General features: G+C 60.9%; 15 protein-coding genes. 6 read left to right on the top strand and 9 right to left on the bottom strand.

The window, feature by feature from the left end:
• Positions 1-220 precede the first annotated feature (220 nt).
• Genes glpA through glpC form a run of 3 tightly spaced genes read left to right on the top strand, consistent with a single transcriptional unit; the run spans position 221 to position 4,243 of the window.
• Positions 221-1,849 (top strand): anaerobic glycerol-3-phosphate dehydrogenase subunit A, encoded by a 1,629-nt coding sequence (gene glpA / locus AM329_RS02175; protein ID WP_015572285.1) that lies wholly within the window; start codon positions 221-223, stop codon positions 1,847-1,849.
• Entirely contained in the window at positions 1,839-3,056 is a 1,218-nt protein-coding gene (gene glpB, locus AM329_RS02170) for a glycerol-3-phosphate dehydrogenase subunit GlpB (RefSeq protein ID WP_032609729.1), read from the top strand. The genes glpA and glpB overlap by 11 nt, the downstream gene beginning before the upstream one ends.
• On the top strand, positions 3,053-4,243 hold the full coding sequence (gene glpC / locus AM329_RS02165) for an anaerobic glycerol-3-phosphate dehydrogenase subunit GlpC (RefSeq protein WP_032609730.1): 1,191 nt from the start codon (positions 3,053-3,055) through the stop codon (positions 4,241-4,243). The genes glpB and glpC overlap by 4 nt, the downstream gene beginning before the upstream one ends.
• Before the next feature lie 31 nt (positions 4,244-4,274).
• Here glpC and AM329_RS02160 read toward each other — a convergent pair whose 3' ends face one another.
• The 4 genes from AM329_RS02160 to tctD all read right to left on the bottom strand — a co-directional run bounded on the left by AM329_RS02160 (position 4,275) and on the right by tctD (position 8,311).
• Positions 4,275-5,474, bottom strand: a complete 1,200-nt coding sequence (locus tag AM329_RS02160; protein ID WP_032609731.1) for a nicotinamide mononucleotide deamidase-related protein YfaY — start codon at positions 5,472-5,474, stop codon at positions 4,275-4,277.
• A 94-nt stretch (positions 5,475-5,568) separates the two neighbouring features.
• On the bottom strand, positions 5,569-6,111 hold the full coding sequence (locus tag AM329_RS02155; protein WP_003859436.1) for a YfaZ family outer membrane protein: 543 nt from the start codon (positions 6,109-6,111) through the stop codon (positions 5,569-5,571).
• Between the two features lie 129 nt (positions 6,112-6,240).
• Positions 6,241-7,650, bottom strand: coding sequence for a sensor histidine kinase (locus AM329_RS02150; protein ID WP_003859438.1), 1,410 nt, complete (start codon positions 7,648-7,650; stop codon positions 6,241-6,243).
• Positions 7,637-8,311 carry a transcriptional regulator TctD gene (gene tctD / locus AM329_RS02145; RefSeq protein WP_017693014.1) on the bottom strand — a complete coding sequence of 225 codons (675 nt, stop codon included), beginning with the start codon at positions 8,309-8,311 and terminating at the stop codon, positions 7,637-7,639. The genes AM329_RS02150 and tctD overlap by 14 nt, the downstream gene beginning before the upstream one ends.
• A 152-nt stretch (positions 8,312-8,463) precedes the next feature.
• On the opposite strand from tctD, the gene AM329_RS02140 reads away from it, so the two are divergent.
• The 3 genes from AM329_RS02140 to AM329_RS02130 are packed head-to-tail and all read left to right on the top strand — an operon-like array spanning position 8,464 to position 11,413.
• Entirely contained in the window at positions 8,464-9,444 is a 981-nt protein-coding gene (locus tag AM329_RS02140; RefSeq protein ID WP_006811363.1) for a tripartite tricarboxylate transporter substrate binding protein, read from the top strand.
• Between the two features lie 11 nt (positions 9,445-9,455).
• On the top strand, positions 9,456-9,887 hold the full coding sequence (locus AM329_RS02135) for a tripartite tricarboxylate transporter TctB family protein (RefSeq protein WP_003859443.1): 432 nt from the start codon (positions 9,456-9,458) through the stop codon (positions 9,885-9,887).
• Positions 9,888-9,898: 11 nt separating this feature from the next.
• The gene (locus AM329_RS02130) at positions 9,899-11,413 is read left to right on the top strand and encodes a tripartite tricarboxylate transporter permease (RefSeq protein ID WP_003859445.1); all 1,515 of its coding nucleotides are present in this window, start codon (positions 9,899-9,901) and stop codon (positions 11,411-11,413) included.
• Here the strand turns inward: AM329_RS02130 and menE are convergent, their stop codons facing one another.
• The 5 genes from menE to menD are packed head-to-tail and all read right to left on the bottom strand — an operon-like array spanning position 11,414 to position 17,034.
• Entirely contained in the window at positions 11,414-12,775 is a 1,362-nt protein-coding gene (menE, locus tag AM329_RS02125) for an o-succinylbenzoate--CoA ligase (protein ID WP_032609733.1), read from the bottom strand.
• Positions 12,772-13,737, bottom strand: a complete 966-nt coding sequence (menC, locus tag AM329_RS02120; protein WP_032609735.1) for an o-succinylbenzoate synthase — start codon at positions 13,735-13,737, stop codon at positions 12,772-12,774. Before menC ends, menE begins: the two co-directional genes overlap by 4 nt.
• Complete coding sequence (menB, locus tag AM329_RS02115; protein ID WP_023314580.1) at positions 13,737-14,594, bottom strand: 1,4-dihydroxy-2-naphthoyl-CoA synthase; 858 nt, start codon at positions 14,592-14,594, stop codon at positions 13,737-13,739. Before menB ends, menC begins: the two co-directional genes overlap by 1 nt.
• Positions 14,591-15,367, bottom strand: coding sequence for a 2-succinyl-6-hydroxy-2,4-cyclohexadiene-1-carboxylate synthase (menH, locus tag AM329_RS02110; RefSeq protein WP_023324996.1), 777 nt, complete (start codon positions 15,365-15,367; stop codon positions 14,591-14,593). The genes menB and menH overlap by 4 nt, the downstream gene beginning before the upstream one ends.
• Positions 15,364-17,034 (bottom strand): 2-succinyl-5-enolpyruvyl-6-hydroxy-3-cyclohexene-1-carboxylic-acid synthase, encoded by a 1,671-nt coding sequence (gene menD, locus AM329_RS02105; RefSeq protein ID WP_032609736.1) that lies wholly within the window; start codon positions 17,032-17,034, stop codon positions 15,364-15,366. Before menD ends, menH begins: the two co-directional genes overlap by 4 nt.
• Positions 17,035-17,101 lie beyond the last annotated feature (67 nt).

The raw sequence follows: 17,101 nt of genomic DNA, 5'->3' as shown, positions 1-17,101 counted from the left end.
CGGGCATCTCGCGCCCGGCTACAGAGGCGGCGATGTTAAGAAATCACGGTGAATGTTACTGTGAATCAACGCACAGATTGTTACAGAAATATGACAGAATGCGCAAAAAAGCGCATGAAATCACGTTTCACTTTCGAATTTCGCGCGTTTATGTTCGAAATCAAACAAACCACACGATCAATGTGGCTAAATGCAAAAAAACGAACATAGAGGAAAGGCAATGACAATTCACGATCCACGCTTCAGCGATGTGATTATCATTGGCGGTGGCGCGACGGGTGCCGGCATCGCACGCGACTGCGCCCTGCGGGGATTGAGCGTCACGCTTCTGGAACGCCACGATATCGCCACCGGCGCGACGGGACGTAACCACGGTCTGTTGCACAGCGGCGCCCGCTATGCGGTCACTGACGCTGAGTCAGCACGCGAGTGTATCGCTGAAAACCAGATCCTCAGGCGCATCGCCCGCCACTGCGTTGAACCGACCAACGGTCTTTTTATCACCCTTCCAGAAGACGACCTCGGCTTTCAGCAAACCTTTATCACCGCCTGCACGGCGGCAGGCATTCAGGCCGAGGCGATCGATCCTGCGCAGGCGCGCCGTCTTGAACCCTCGGTAAACCCGGCGTTACTGGGCGCGGTAAAAGTACCGGACGGAACCGTTGATCCTTTCCGCCTGACCGCCGCCAATATGCTCGACGCGCGGGAACATGGCGCCCAGATCCTGACCGGGCATCACGTCACCGGGCTTATTCGCGAAGGGAATACCGTGCGCGGAGTGCGCGTGTTTGATGCGCAGTACAACGAACACCGCGAGCTGTATGCCGCCGTCGTGGTCAACGCGGCGGGGATCTGGGGCCAGCGCATCGCGGAATACGCGGACCTGTCGGTGCGCATGTTCCCGGCGAAAGGCTCGCTGCTGATCCTCGACCACCGCATCAATAACCATGTCATCAACCGCTGCCGTAAACCGTCTGACGCCGATATCCTCGTGCCGGGGGACACCATTTCGTTAATCGGCACGACCTCAATGCATGTGGACTACAGCGAAATTGATTACAACCGCGTCACCGCTGAAGAGGTGGATATCCTGCTGCGCGAAGGGGAAAAGCTGGCCCCGGTGATGGCGCAGACGCGTATTCTGCGTGCCTACGCGGGCGTGCGTCCCCTCGTCGCCAGCGATAACGATCCGAGCGGGCGTAACGTCAGCCGCGGCATCGTACTGCTCGATCACGCCGAACGTGACGGCATGGACGGATTTATCACCATTACCGGCGGCAAGCTGATGACCTACCGGCTGATGGCCCAGTGGGCCACCGATGCCGTCTGCCGTAAGCTCGGCAACACCGCGCCGTGCGTGACGGCGGAACAGGCCCTGCCCGGCTCGCAGCAATCGACAGAAAAAACGCTGCACAAAATCATTTCACTCCCTGCCCCGCTTCGCGGTTCGGCGATTTACCGCCACGGCGACCGCACCCCGACCTGGCTCGGTGAAGGGCGACTCAGCCGCAGCCTGGTGTGCGAATGCGAAGCCGTGACCGCAGGCGAGGTGCAGTATGCCGTGGAAAACCTGACGGTGAACAACCTGCTCGATTTACGCCGCCGCACGCGCGTCGGGATGGGCACCTGTCAGGGGGAGCTATGCGCCTGCCGTGCCGCCGGGCTGCTGCAACGTTTTCACGCCACCACGTCAACCCAGTCGCTTGCCCAACTCAGCGATTTTTTAAACGAGCGCTGGAAAGGCATTCAGCCCGTCGCCTGGGGCGATGCCCTGCGCGAAAGCGAGTTTACCCGCTGGGTCTATCAGGGGCTTTGCGGTCTGGAGAAGGAGCACAACCATGAAATTTGATACCGTGATTGTGGGTGGGGGGCTGGCGGGCCTGCTGTGCGGCCTCAAACTGACGCAGCGGGGTCTGCGCTGCGCCATTGTCACTCGCGGTCAGAGTGCTCTGCACTTCTCCTCCGGCTCGCTGGATTTACTGGGCGCGCTATCGTTCGCCGATCTGCCGCCTGAACATCCCTACCGCCTGACGGGCGCAGAGAATATGGCCCGCTTTGCCTGCGAAACCGAACACCTGCTCACTGCCTGCGGCGCACGCATGCAGGGTGACGCCGAGCAAAACCATCAGCGCGTCACGCCACTCGGCACCCTGCGCGCCGCCTGGCTTAGCCCAGAAGAGGTGCCTGTCGCTCCCATCGCTGCCGAGCGCGTGCGGGTGGTGGGGATCAGCGGTTTCCTTGATTTCCAGCCACATCTGGCCGCCGCGTCTCTCAGACAGCAGGGGGTTCAGGTGGATACAGCGGAGATTGATCTCCCCGAGCTCGACGTGCTGCGCGAAAACCCCAGCGAGTTTCGTGCGGTGAACATTGCCCGCCTGCTGGATAATGAAAGTTACTGGCCGCAGCTGTACGCGGCGCTTCAACCGCTCGGCGAGACCTGCGACGCCCTGTTTATGCCCGCCTGTTTTGGCTTAACGGACAACCGGCTCTGGCGCTGGCTCTCGGCGCGCCTGCCCTGTACGCTCGGTTTACTGCCGACGCTCCCCCCTTCCGTGCCCGGCATTCGTCTGCATACCCAGCTTCAGCGTCAGTTTGTCGCCCAGGGTGGCGTCTGGATGGCAGGCGACGAAGTGAAAAAAATCACCCTGGTTGAGGGCGCGGTAAGCGATATCTGGACCCGCAACCACGGCGACATCCCGCTTCGCGCACGCTATACGGTGCTGGCAAGCGGCAGTTTCTTCAGTAACGGTCTGCTAAGCAGCCGGGATGGCGTGCGTGAGGCAATACTCGGGCTGGATGTCCGGCAAAGCGCTTCCCGCGCGGACTGGTATCAAAGCGATTTCTTCACCCCGCAGCCCTGGCAGCAGTTCGGCGTGATCGTCGACAGCCAACTGCGCCCGCGGCTGGGCGGGGAACCGGTTGAAAATATTTACGCCATCGGCTCGGTTCTGGGCGGGTACGATCCCGTGGCGCAGGGCTGCGGTGGCGGCGTCTGCGCCGTCACCGCGCTGCATGTCGCGGAGCAGATTATCCAGCGCAGGGAGAGAGCACAATGAACGACACCCGATTTGAAAGCTGTATCAAATGCACGGTCTGCACCACGGTTTGCCCGGTCAGCGGCGTCGATCCGCGCTATCCCGGCCCGAAACAGGCCGGTCCCGACGGGGAGCGTCTGCGCCTGAAGGATGGTGCGCTCTACGACGAGGCGCTGAAATACTGCATCAACTGCAAACGCTGCGAAGTTGCCTGCCCGTCGGACGTGAAAATAGGCGATATCATCCAGCGCGCCCGCGCCCGCTACAGTACGCAAAAACCGACGCTGCGTGACGCGATACTGAGCCACACCGATCTAATGGGCAGCCTCTCGACGCCTTTCGCACCGGCCGTCAATGCCGCCACCGCCCTGAAGCCGGTGCGCAGGCTGCTGGATGCGACGCTCAAAATCGACCATCACCGCAGTCTGCCGAAATATTCTCACGGCACCTTCCGCCGCTGGTATAAATCCGTGGCGGCAGAACAGGCGCAGTTCGCTGAGCAGGTCGCCTTCTTCCACGGCTGCTACGTGAACTACAACCATCCGCAGCTGGGAAAAGACCTGCTGAAAGTGCTGAACGCCATGGGGACGGGCGTTCAGCTGCTGAGCAAAGAAAAGTGCTGCGGCGTTCCGCTGATTGCCAACGGTTTCATCGACAAAGCGCGCAAGCAGGCGAGCAGCAACGTCACCTCTTTACGTGAGGCGATCGTCGACAAAGGGATACCGGTACTGGCGACGTCGTCAACCTGTACCTTCACGCTGCGCGATGAATATCCGCATCTGCTGGATGTGGATAACACCGGCCTGCGCGAGCACATTGAGCTGGCGACCCGTTTTCTCTGGCGCAAACTGGACAGCGGGCAGACGTTACCGCTGGGCAAATTGCCGCTGAAGGTGGTATATCACACGCCATGTCATATGGAGAAGATGGGCTGGTCGATCTATACGCTTGAGCTGCTGCGGCTGATCCCGGGGCTGGAGCTGACGGTGCTGGACTCACGCTGCTGCGGCATCGCTGGCACCTACGGATTCAAGCGTGAAAACTACCCAACGTCACAGGCCATTGGCGCGCCGCTGTTCCGGCAGATTGAAGAGAGCGGCGCAGATATCGTGGTGACGGACTGTGAAACCTGCAAGTGGCAGATCGAGATGTCCACTAGCAAACGCTGTGAACATCCCATTACCTTGCTGGCAAAAGCGCTGGCGTAACCGTTGCCGGGGACACTGCCCCGGCACACTCTCACTCTACGAACAGCGATTCCACGACGTTGATCCAGCCGTGCTCACTGGCGACCTCTTTCCCGTTCAGCCAGCGGCGCAGCATGTTCAGCGCCATCATCGCGCACACCTCCTGACGTACGGCCAGGCTGTGGCGGGTAATGCTCATCCTGACGCGCAGGGCGTGCGTTCCTTCCGGCGTTGCCAGGGCAAAGTTGAGGTGCTCCTCATCCAGCCCGCCCACAAACAGCGCCAGTCCGGCGAAATGCTTCACTCTGCGCTCGGATGCCCAGCGCGCCGTCTGCGCCAGCGTCTCCTGCTGGAACGGCACCACTTCACTGGCCAGCAGCGGCGCACCCGCCCGGGTAAGCTGAAGCGCCAGAAGCCCACCGGTAAACTGCTCGCTTAACGTCACGCTCAGCTGGCGGGACTGCAAATGCGCTGCGATCTGCGCCGGCAGCCCTTCCGTGCCTTCGAAAATCAGGCTTTCCCCGGCGACGCGCCGCACTTCCGGCCACAGTGCCAGCATAGCGGCTTTCTCTGACGCCGGTCCGGTCAGCTTCAGTTCAATAATCGGCATGGAGGAGCGATAGCCCATCGACACGCCGGGAGGCAGTTGCAGGTGATCGAGGCTCTGAGCCAGATCGCTTTCCGAGCGACCAAAGGTGGTCAGACGCAGGCACAGCGGCGGTTCAGGCAGCGTAAAGCGCGCGCGCAGGCGCGGCAGGATCTGCTGCTCGACCATCACTTTAAATTCCGACGGCACGCCCGGAGTGAAGAACATCAGGCAGCGGTTCAACTGAACGGCAAACCCGCAGGCGGTGCCGACCGGGTTATCAATCAGTTCCGCGCTGGCGGGAATTTCAGCCTGCTTGCGGTTGCTGGGGGCCATCACGCGGCCACGCCCGGAGAAAAAGCGCTCCATCTGCGCCAGCCACGCCTCATGCAGGACCAGGCCTTCGCCTTTGGCCGTGGCGGCGGCCAGCGCGCTGAGATCGTCGCTGGTAGGTCCCAGCCCGCCGTTCACAATCAGCACGTCGCAGCGTTCGCTGCGCTCGCGCAGAACGTTGACCAGCGACTCAAGGTTGTCACCTACGGTGTTGCGGCGCGTTAACGGTAATCCTTGCTCAAAGAAGAGATCGGCGAGCCAGGCGGCATTGGTATCAATGATTTGCCCATGAAGCACTTCGTCGCCAGTGGATAACATTTCCACGTTTATCATTGTGTTCTCCCATTTCAATGGTCAAAACACTATAGCGCAATCAAAGACCGGGGGAAGAGAGAAACTGGCGCGACTGAACGCCGCGCCGAGAGGATTAGAAACCGGCGCTAACGCCAACGTACGGGCCGTCTGCCAGGGCGTTGTCGCGGTTGCCGTCTTTACCGGCCAGGTTCAGATAGCGATAACCCGCTTCGATGGTGATTGGACGCATGATGGTCCAGCGCGCGCCGGCGTTAGCTTCCTGATAGCTGTCGATGCCGCTGGAGAGGGAATCCGGGGAGTAGTAGTACTCACCGAACAGGCCAAAGCTGTCGCCAATTTTCCACTGCAAGCCGCCGCCCACTGCCGCCGCGTAGCCTTCGTCGCCGTCGTTCGGGTTGGTGTAAATGCCTTTACCCCCGACGGTCGCCAGGAAGGGACCCAACGGCACGTTGAAGCCGAGGCCCAGGCTTGCCGCATCGCCGTCGTCGTCGTTATGCGTCCAGCCGCCGGTCATTGCCAGGCCTGCGCTGTCCGTGCCAAGACCGAAGCCCAGATGGGTATAATCTTGTCCCGCCGAGCCGTTGAAGGAAATTGCGTTTGCCGCTGCTGAAACAAACATCAGGCCGCTTAAGCCCATTAATGCCACTTTTTTCATTGTCGTGATCCCGCACAATTTATTCAGAGATGTCCAAAAACCGCGAGATTTTAACCTGCCTGCCTGTGTGATCAATGGACTCCGCGTGCGGCAGGCAATTAGTTTGTAACGATTTGATAATATCGGCATTTATATCAGCATCAGAAAGCGCATTTTCACGCTCAGCCCACCCAGATTTTCACTGGGCATCAGCTGAAGATGGCTGCGGTGCAGGCGGGCAATATCGTTAGCCAGCGCCAGGCCAATGCCGGACCCGGCGGCATCACCCACGTTTTCCAGACGATGAAACGGCAGCATGGCCTGGGAGATCTGGTCTTCAGCAATACCCGGTCCGCTGTCCTCCACGCTCAGCTCAACGGCATCGTTAGCCGTGCGCAGGTACACCGTCACGATGCCCTGCTCCGGCGTGTATTTGATCGCGTTCTCCAGCAGGTTGGCGCAGAGTTCACCCAGCAGCACGTCATCACCCTCAATCATTACCGGTTGCTGTACGCCGTCATAACCGAGATCGATACCCTTGCTGCGCGCCTGCGCCAGCCGGGAAAAGCAGCAGTTTTGCACCACCTGCACCAGATCGACAGGGGCAAACTGTCGCTCCCCCTGCTCTTTTCGCTTCACCGCTGAAAGCTGCAACAGCCTTTCCGTCAGCACGATGGTGTTATCCAGCGTGACGTTCATCGCCCGTAAGCTCTCCTGCCACAGGGCCGGATCGTTACGCGTCAGGGCAACCGATACCTGGGTTTTCAGCACCGCCAGCGGCGTTTTGAGCTGGTGTGAGGCGTCAGCATTAAAGCGCGCCTGTCGCGAAAGCACGCCGCGTAACCTGTCGATATAGCGGTTAAATGCCACAATCAGCAGCCGCGTTTCCGACCAGGGCAGCAGCTCCGGCAGCGGGGCCAGTAGCCCGGGCTCACGGCGCACCATCAGCGAAGAGAGCTGCCGCATCGGGCGCAGCACGCGACGCAGCAGCCACGCGGTCAGGACCAGCGTCAGCAGCACCAGCAGCCCCTGCGACACGAGCGAGGAAAACAGCAGCTGAGTGGCCAGATAGCGCCGCGACTGCAACGTTTCGGCGACGTAGATTTCCGCCATGCCGAACACACTGTCCTCGTTAACCGGCTGGAGCAGCTTCGCCACGCGGATCGCCTGCCCGCGATACTCGGTATGATAAAACCACGCCAGCGCCGGATAGTGGGAGGTGCGCGACGTGGAGGGGGGCATATTCGGCAGATCGTCATAGCCGGAGATCGTCCGCCCGTCAGGGTCCACGACCTTGTAGTAGAGGCGATCGTTCATGTTCAGCTCGAAGCTGTCGAGCACGACCCACGGCACGTTCACCTGGAGCTTGCCGTTGTGCACCACCAGCCGCTCTGACACCGTGCGCGCCGAGGATAACAGCGTGCGGTCATAGGCCTGCGTCGCCGCCTGTAGCGCGCTAACGTAGCTGTTAAAGGCTGACAGCCCCCATAACAGCAGCAGCGGCAAACCCAGAAAAAGCAAAAGTTGCAGGTAAAGCGACTGCGGCTTAACCCACTTCATCGCCGCACTCCAGCACGTAGCCCAGCCCCCGGAGGGTGGTGATCCGCACGCCGCTGCCGGTCAGCTTCTTACGCAGGCGGTGAATATAGAGATCGATGCTCTCGGGGCTGACGTCGTCGTTCAGGCTGAACACCTGGTCGAAAAGCTGTTGCCGGGAGACGGGACGGGTCCGACGGTGCATCAGCACCTTCAGCAAAGAGAGTTCGCGCGGCGTGAGGGAAAGGGGTTCATCGCGCAGCAGAAAAAAGCCTTCATCATCATACTCCAGCTCTCCCAGCCGCTGGCGCTCCTGGGTTCGCCCTTCACTGCGGCGCAGCAGCGCACGCAGGCGGGCATCAAGCTCCTCCAGCTCGAACGGTTTCGGCAGGTAGTCATCCGCCCCGGCATTCAGCCCCTTAACCCTGTCTGCCACGTTGCTGCGGGCGGTAAGAAACAGCACGGGCAACGTCTGCCCGCGCTTTCTCAGCCGATGCACCACCTCCAGCCCGTCGAAACCGGGCATGCCGATATCAAGGATCGCGACGGCATAGTTTTCTCCCTGCAAAAGATGATCGGCCGCCCGTCCATCGTTGACGCAATCCACGGCAAATCCGTTTTGTACCAGCGCTTTTTCCAGCCAGTGAGCCAGCTCACGATTATCTTCCGCCAGTAAGAGACGCATATCACATCCTGTAAAGTTGGTGTCGCAGTGAAAGGGAAATGAAAGGTTATTGTTTTAACAATCACGCAACGGAACCGCTACAAGGTGGTTCACATAATCAGAAAAAAGACACCCGTACCCGTACTCCCGGTTCTCCGGCGTGAGGATAAACGATGAAAAAACAATTACTTTCTACCCTTGCTGCAAGCGTATTGCTGTTGAGTGCCTCTGTCGTCCAGGCGCAGGACGCGCCATCCCGTACCGAATGTATCGCCCCGGCCAAACCCGGCGGCGGCTTCGACCTGACCTGTAAGCTGATTCAGGTCAGCCTGCTGGAGACGAAGGCCATTGAGAAACCGATGCGCGTTACCTACATGCCCGGCGGCGTGGGCGCGGTAGCCTATAACGCCATCGTCGCCCAGCGCCCTGCCGAAGCGGGCACCGTGGTGGCGTTCTCCGGCGGTTCGCTGCTGAACCTGTCACAGGGGAAATTTGGTCGTTATGACGTGAATGACGTGCGCTGGCTCGCCACCGTAGGCACCGATTACGGCATGATCGCCGTGCGCGCGGACTCTCCGTGGAAATCCCTCAAAGATCTGCTTACCGCCATGGAAAAAGATCCGAACAGCGTGGTCATTGGCGCGGGCGCCTCTATTGGCAGCCAGGACTGGATGAAAGCCGCGCTGCTGGCGCAGCAGGCCAAAGTGGATCCGCACAAGATGCGTTACGTGGCCTTTGAAGGCGGCGGCGAGCCGGTGACGGCGCTGATGGGCAATCACGTCCAGGCGGTATCGGGCGATCTCAGCGAAATGGTGCCCTACCTGAGCGGGGATAAGATCCGTGTGCTGGCGGTCTTCTCAGAAAACCGTCTGCCGGGCCAGCTGGCAGACGTCCCAACCGCCAAAGAGCAGGGTTATAACCTGGTCTGGCCGATCATCCGCGGCTTCTTCGTCGGGCCAAAAGTGACCGACGCCGAATACCAGTGGTGGGTGGATACCTTCGCAAAACTTCAGCAAACCGAGGAGTTCAAAAAACAGCGCGATCTGCGCGGGCTGTTTGAGTTCAACCTGAACGGCAAGCAGCTGGACGAGTATGTCAAAAAACAGGTGAATGACTACCGCGAACAGGCGAAAGCCTTTGGCCTGGCGAAATAACCGGAGGCGCTATGAGCGATCGCATTTTTGCCGGGATATGGCTGCTGCTCTGCATTGGCGGCATGTTCGTCGCCTGGCAGATCCACAGCGAATACAGCTATGAACCCGTGGGGCCACGCCCCTTTCCCGTCGGCATTGTCGGCCTGATGCTGCTCTGCTCGGTAGCGCTGCTGCTGCGCCATCCGGATACCGTGGAGTGGCCGCCACGCCGAACGCTGCAACGTCTGCTGGTAATGGTGATTGTCCTGCTGATGTACGCGTGGGGCTTTGAGTGGCTCGGCTTCCCGATTGCCACCGCCCTGCTGACGATGGTGATTGGCATACTATTTAACGCCTCGCTGCCTGCGGCGGGGATCTCCGGGGTCGTACTGGGCATTTTACTCTGGTACGCCTTCGACCGCCTGCTGGACGTGACCCTGCCGCTTGGCGCATGGTTTAACTAACGGAGCACGCTATGGATACCTGGATCTATCTCTCTCAGGGGTTCGCGGTAGCGATGACCCCGGAAAACCTGGTGATCGCCCTGATCGGCTGTTTCGTCGGGACCATCGTCGGCCTGCTGCCGGGCCTTGGACCTATCAACGGCGTGGCGATTTTACTGCCGCTGGCCTTTGCGCTGCACCTGCCTGCGGAATCGGCGCTGATCCTGCTGGCGACGGTTTATATCGGCTGCGAATACGGGGGGCGTATTTCCTCGATTCTGCTTAACGTGCCCGGCGATGCCGCCGCCATTATGACCGCGCTGGATGGCTATCCAATGGCGCAGCAGGGACGCGGCGGCGTGGCGCTCTCTATTTCCGCCGTCAGCTCGTTCTTTGGCTCCCTGATCGCCATTGGCGGCATCATCCTCTTCGCCCCGGCGCTGGCCCAGTGGTCGCTGGCGTTTGGTCCGGCCGAGTATTTTGCCCTGATGGTGTTCGCCATCGCCTGTCTCGGCAGCATGATGGCGCAGAATCCGCTGAAGTCGTTTTTGTCTGCGTTGATTGGCCTCAGTCTGGCCACCGTCGGCGTGGATGCCAACACCGGGGTTTATCGTTTTACCTTCGACAGCGTTCATCTCTCCGACGGCGTGCAGTTTATCGTCGTGGTGATTGGTCTGTTCTCTGTCTCAGAAATCTTACTGATGCTGGAACATACCAGCAGCGGGCAGACGCTGGTGCGTAAAACCGGACGTATGCTCTTTAATGCCAAAGAGGGGGCGCAGTGTGTGGGTGCCACCCTGCGTTCGTCGGTGATCGGTTTCTTCGTCGGCATTCTGCCCGGCGCGGGGGCTACTATCGCCAGCGCCATCACCTACATGACCGAGAAAAAGCTGAGCGGTAACAGCGACAGCTTCGGCAAAGGCGATATCCGCGGCGTGGCGGCGCCGGAGGCGGCGAATAACGCCTCGGCCTGCGGCTCGTTTATCCCGATGCTGACCCTCGGCGTGCCGGGCTCCGGCACCACGGCGGTAATGATGGGCGCGCTGACGCTCTATAACATCACCCCGGGTCCGGCGATGTTTACCGAGCAGCCCGATATCGTCTGGGGTTTAATTGCCGCCCTGCTGATCGCCAACGTGATGTTGCTGGTAATGAACATCCCGCTGATCGGCCTGTTCACCCGCATGCTGACCATTCCCCTGTGGTTCCTGGTCCCGGCCATCGCCGCCGTCTCTGCGGTTGGGGTGTACGCGGTGCACAGCACCACCTTCGACCTGGTGTTGATGGTGCTGCTCGGCGTGCTGGGCTACATTCTGCGCAAGATGCACTTCCCGATGTCGCCGCTGATTTTAGGGTTTGTGCTGGGGGAAATGCTGGAGCAGAACCTGCGCCGCGCCCTCTCCATCAGCAACGGCAACATGGGGATCCTGTGGGAGAGCAGCGTAACGAAGATCCTGCTGGCAATGGCGATTATGGTGATTGTCGTGCCGCCGGTGCTGCGCTGGATCCGCCGACGCCAGCACAAACCGCAGCCGGATATCGGCTGATTAGCCCCTCAACAGGGCATTGACCCACTGCTTTAACGCCTGGCGGGAGATTTTAATCCCGCCATTTTTCAGTTCTGACGGCAGCGCCAGCCAGTGTACCGGCTGCTCAAAGCGCGCCAGCCTGCCCTGAACCCACTCCGGCAGCAGCGTGATATCCGTGCCCGGCTCGCATTCCACTACCGCCACCGGACGTTGCCCGTACTCAGCATCATCCAGCGGAACGACAAACGCCTGGCTTACCTGCGGATGCGTGGCGATAACGCGCTCCAGCGCTTCCGGCTGGATCCCTTCTCCGCCGCTGAAAAAGAGATTGTCCATTCGGCCCAGAATGGTCAGGCGTCCGTCATGCCACTCGCCGCGATCGCGGGTGGCGAACCAGCCCTGCGCATTGGCCAGCGGCCATAATGCGCCGTCTCGCCAGTAGCCCGCCGCCATGCTTTCCGCCCGGATCCAGACTTCACCGTTTACCACCTGAACGTCTCTGCCCGGCAGCGCGCTGCCCACGTCCGGCGCGCCGTCGGCCTCTTTGGCGCAGACGGTGGAGGCGAACTCGGTCAGACCGTAGCCGCAGAATGTACGGATCCCCTGCTCGCGCGCCTGTTCGGTCAGCGCAACGGGGATTTCCGCCCCGCCGAGCAGCACGGCTTTCAGCGCGACGGGATGGTGTGAATTAAGCAGTCGCCACAGCTGCGTTGGCACCAGCGAGGCGTGGGTACAGCCCTGTAGCACCTGCTCCAGCGGCTGTTTTTTGCGCACGGTGAGACGGCCTCCGCCCTGTAACCAGCGCCACAAAATCCCCTGACCGGAGACGTGAAACAGCGGCAGAGAGAGCAGCCAGTCGTCGCTATCGCCGTAAGGCATCAGCGCCAGCAACCCTTTTGCGCTGGCAAGGTGGGCGGCACAGGTGTGCACCGCCGCTTTTGGCAAACCGGTGGAGCCGGAGGTGAGCGTCATTGAGGCCAGTCGTTCTGCCCGCCACGTCACGCCCCCCTGCCCCTCGCCCTCTCTTAATGCCAACGCGGGCAGACCGTCATACTCACCGTTAAGCACCAGCGCAAAACGCAGGGTCATCTGCGGCAGGAGGACGTCCAGCAGCGGACGGGGAAGCTGAGGGTTCACCGGCAAAATGCGGGCGCCGCACTGAAGCAGAGCCAGCCAGGCCAGCAGGGTCTGCGGGTGGTTGTGGGCGAGCAGCATGACGCCGTCACCGTCAGCAACGCCCTGAGACTGAAAACCGGCTGCCAGACGATCGATACGCTTGCCCAGCTGAGTCCAACTGAGCGTTACATCGTCTAAACGCAGCGCGGGTTTATCGGCACGCCGGGTGCGCCAGTGCCGCCACGGCCAGTCGGTAAAACTCATCGCAATGGCTCCAGCGCCCCGACGTCGAGGCACGGCAAGGTGCTGCCAGGCCACTGGCGAATCAGCTGGGCCTGCATCAGGTTTAGCGTATCGAGACCGGGAACGGTGTCCGGCGTTAACCATGCAGCAATGCGCGCCAGCTGCGTCAGGCCGAGGCTGGATTCGATGGATGAACTGATCACCGCCGTCAGCCCTGCGGCATGGGCCGCCGCAACCTGCTCGCGCACCTTGTCGAGGCTGCCGGTCAGCGTTGGCTTAATCACCACGGCCCTGACGCCCGGCTCGGCGGCAAACGCGAAATCGGCTTCGCGAAGGCTCTCATCCCAGGCAATGGCGATGCCGGTTTCCCGGGCGAAGGCGCGAGAGTCGTCGCGCGTTTTGCACGGCTCTTCGAGAAACGCGATGCGGTTGCGGTACGCCGGGTTGACGTACTTCGCAAACTGCTGCGCCCTGAGCGGTGTCCAGGCGCGGTTGGCGTCCAGGCGCAGGTGCAGATCGGGAATGGCTTCCAGTAACAGATTAACCACCATCCCGTCGCGCACCGCTTCGTACAGGCCAACCTTTATTTTCGCCACCTTCTCGCCAGGCATCGCGGAAAGGAGCGCGAAAAGTTCATCCGGATCGCCGGTACAGAGCGGTGCGGCGCAATAGTTCGCCGCGTCCGGTAAACTGCCGTCCAGCTCTGCCAGCGCACAGCTGATGCCGAACGCGGCGGAAGGAACGTCCGGCAGCGCCGGATCTGCTCCCTCACGCCATTCGTACGTCCAGGCCATCAGCGCAGCCTGCGCCTCGTCGAGCGTTTCCAGGCTAAAACCCGGAAGCGGGGCGATTTCGCCCCACCCTTCCCGCTCGCCCTGCCGGAGATGCACGAAAAAGCCGTCACGGGTTTTTAACCGCCGTTCACGCAGCACCACGCCCGCGTCCATCGGTATCTGCCAGCGGTAAACCTGCGCGCGACGCATTACGGGTTCCGTTTGTATTTGCTGAAGTCTGGCTGGCGTTTTTCGTTGAACGCGTTGCGCCCTTCCTGACCCTCTTCGGTCATATAGAACAGCATGGTGGCGTTGCCCGCCAGCTCCTGAAGGCCCGCCTGACCGTCACAGTCGGCGTTGAGGGCCGCTTTCAGGCAGCGCAGCGCCATTGGGCTGTTTTGCAGCATTTCGCGACACCAGCGCACGGTCTCTTTTTCCAGATCGGCGATCGGCACCACGGTGTTAACCAGCCCCATATCCAGCGCTTCCTGCGCATTGTACTGACGGCACAGGAACCAGATTTCGCGGGCTTTTTTCTGGCCGACAATGCGCGCCATATAGGACGCGCCCCAGCCGCCGTCGAAAGAGCCGACTTTCGGGCCAGTCTGACCGAAAATGGCATTTTCCGCCGCGATCGTCAGGTCACACATCATGTGCAGCACGTGACCGCCGCCGATGGAATACCCTGCCACCATCGCGACCACCGGTTTTGGACAGGTGCGGATCTGGCGCTGGAAATCCAGCACGTTCAGGTGGTGCGTGCCCGCATCATCCTGGTATCCGCCGTAGTCACCGCGGACTTTCTGATCGCCGCCGGAGCAGAAGGCTTTCTCCCCTTCCCCGGTGAGGATGATGACGCCGACAGTGTCGTCATAGCGGGCATCCGCCAGCGCCTGGATCATCTCTTTTACGGTCAACGGACGAAACGCGTTGCGCACCTGTGGACGGTTGATGGTGATTTTGGCGATACCATCGGCGGATTTGTGGTAACGAATGTCGGTATAGCCTTCGGAGCAGTCCTGCCATTCAACCGGCGCGTAAAGCATGTGTTCATCAGGATAGATCATAGCGTGTCCTTTGTTCGATAACGCAGTATCTGAGCCAGACTCGCGGCAACCGCTTCCGGGTTGTCCCGGTGGGCGTTGTGTCCGGCGTGAGGGATAGCATGACGCGTGGCGTTAAGTTCAGCGGCGATAGCTGCAAACTTCCCGTCACGTTCGCCATAGAGATAGTCAAAAGAAAAATCACGCGCGGTGAGCGCGGGACGTAAATCAGGCTGAACGGCAAGCGAGGTGGCTTCCAGCATCTCTGCCAGCCTCGGGCCGTTGTTCCGGCTGCGCAGCGCGATCAGCGCCTTGCGCTGTTCATCAGTAAGGGAGGCAAAGACCGGCTGTTGATACCAGTCGGCAAAGACGGCCTCCAGCGGCTCACTGCGTAAACGTGATGCCCAGCGGCGGTCAGAGGTCAGCCGCGCCTGGCGCGCATCGGGGTCTTGCAGGCCCGGGTGTCCACCTTCCACAATAACCCCGTCTAACCCCGCTGGATGCTGGCAGGCATGGAACATCGCAATGCGGCCGCCGAGGGAGTACCCTATCAGCCAGTACTTTAGTATGTTGTAACTAAAAAGGGTGTGCGTGAGCAAATCGCTCACCTCTGCAAACCCCGTCACGTCCGTATCCGCTGAACCACCGTGCCCGGGCAGGTCAAGGTAGAGCCGGGGGTAGTCATGCAGCGACGCCCCGACAGCCTGCCACTCGCGACAGTCGCCGGAAAAACCGTGCAGGAAAACCAGCCAGGGGTAGCCTGGATTTCCTGGCTGGGTGACGCCTGCGAGGATCACAGGTGACTCACCTGCGCCAGCAGATGTTGCAGCTTCTGCGCGCCGTCAGCATCGTTTACCACCAGCTCAATGAGCGTCGCGCCAGGCTGCCGCCAGGCGGTGTTCAGCGCCGTCTCCAGCGCGTCCCAGTTTTCCGGGCGATGGTACTTCAGGCTGAACATGGCGGCGGCGTGTTCGAACTGCACGTTTTGCGGCATCAGATAGAAGCGCTCACGCTCGCTTTGCGGCGTCGGCAGCAACGAGAAAATCTGCCCGCCGTTATTGTTCACAATAATCAGCACGAACGGGGCCGACGCCTGACGCAGGAGCGCCAGCGCGTTGAGATCGTAGAGGGCTGAGAGATCCCCCACAATCGCCAGCGTGGATTTCGCGCTGGCCCTCTGTACGCCAGCGGCGGTGGAGATCAGGCCGTCAATGCCGCTCGCGCCCCGGTTGCTGTACACCGGATAACCCGCCGGCAGCTGCGAAAAGGCGTCAATCAGGCGCACCACCAGGCTGTTACCGACAAAAAGTTGTCCCTGCTCGGGAAGATATTTGCGGATACGGTGCGCCAGCCCGGCTTCACTGAACGCCTCGCACTGCGCTTTGGTGAGTTCCCACGCCTGACGTGACAGCGCCGGGATCTCCACCGCCCAGGGTTTGCGTTTTTCCGCCGGATGCAATTCCAGCCAGCTGTTAATATCGCTCACCAGGCGGCGGCCACGATGGTGCGCCGGGTCAAGGCGTCCTTCGAGCGGGTCCACCAGCCAGTACTCTTCAGGCGTACAGGTGGCCTGCCACTGGAGCAGACGCTTCCCCGTCAGGCTCGATCCCAGCTGGACGACAATCTGCGCCTGCGCCAGCTCGGTGACCGCTTTCGCGTTCCCCAGCCAGAGGTCGGCGCAGGGCAGCGGCTGGCCCGTCTGGGAAAGCACGTCACCAATCAGCGGCCAGCCAAGCGTTTGTGCCCACTCCGCCGCAAGCTTACCTTCCGCCGCACTCATCCGCCCGGCTATCACCACGCCGCGCTTCTGACGCCAGAAGAACCAGTCGCGCTGTTTAGCGCTTTCCAGATGCGTCTGCTCGCGCAGCCAGGGTTTTTCGCTCTCCCACCAGTCTCCCAGCTGCTGTTGCCAGACGAGGCCAGTATCGTTCATTTCACCGTACAGCGGCTCGGCAAACGGGCAGTTAATGTGTAGCCCGCCGCTGCGCAGTGCGTTCATGGCGTGGTCGAGGGTTGAGACCAGCCAGCTGGCGGGAATGTCCTGGGTGGGGCGCGGCAACGAGACCGTCTGTGAAGGATGCGAGGCAAAAATGCCAGGCTGACGAATAGCCTGGTTAGCGCCGCAGTCGATAAGTTCCGGGGGACGGTCGGCGGTGAGTAAAATCAGCTTTTCACCGGTTAATCCCGCTTCAATCAGCGCCGGATAGAGGTTCGCCACCGCCGTGCCGGAGGTGACGATCACCGCCACGGGCGCTTTACTGACTTTCGCCAGCCCGAGCGCCAGATGGCCCAGACCACGCTCATCAAAATGGGTGTGGTGAATAAAAGCCCGGTTTTCCGCGGCAGCAAGGGTGAGCGGCGTGGAGCGAGAGCCCGGGGCAATACACACATGCCTGACACCATGACGGGTCAGGGCTTCAAGGATCACCGCCGCCCAGCGTCGGTTAAAAGAACTTACTGACATGAGATTGTCCAGTATCAAGAATGCGACACAGTATAAATAATAGAAAAAGTCAGAATTTTGATATGAA

Source organism: Enterobacter cloacae complex sp. AR_0002 (assembly GCF_001922365.1).
GTDB classification, from domain to species: Bacteria; Pseudomonadota; Gammaproteobacteria; order Enterobacterales; family Enterobacteriaceae; genus Enterobacter; species Enterobacter hormaechei_C.
The sequence above is the reverse complement of the archived record's forward strand: the minus strand, read 5'-3'. Positions and strand labels throughout refer to the sequence as shown.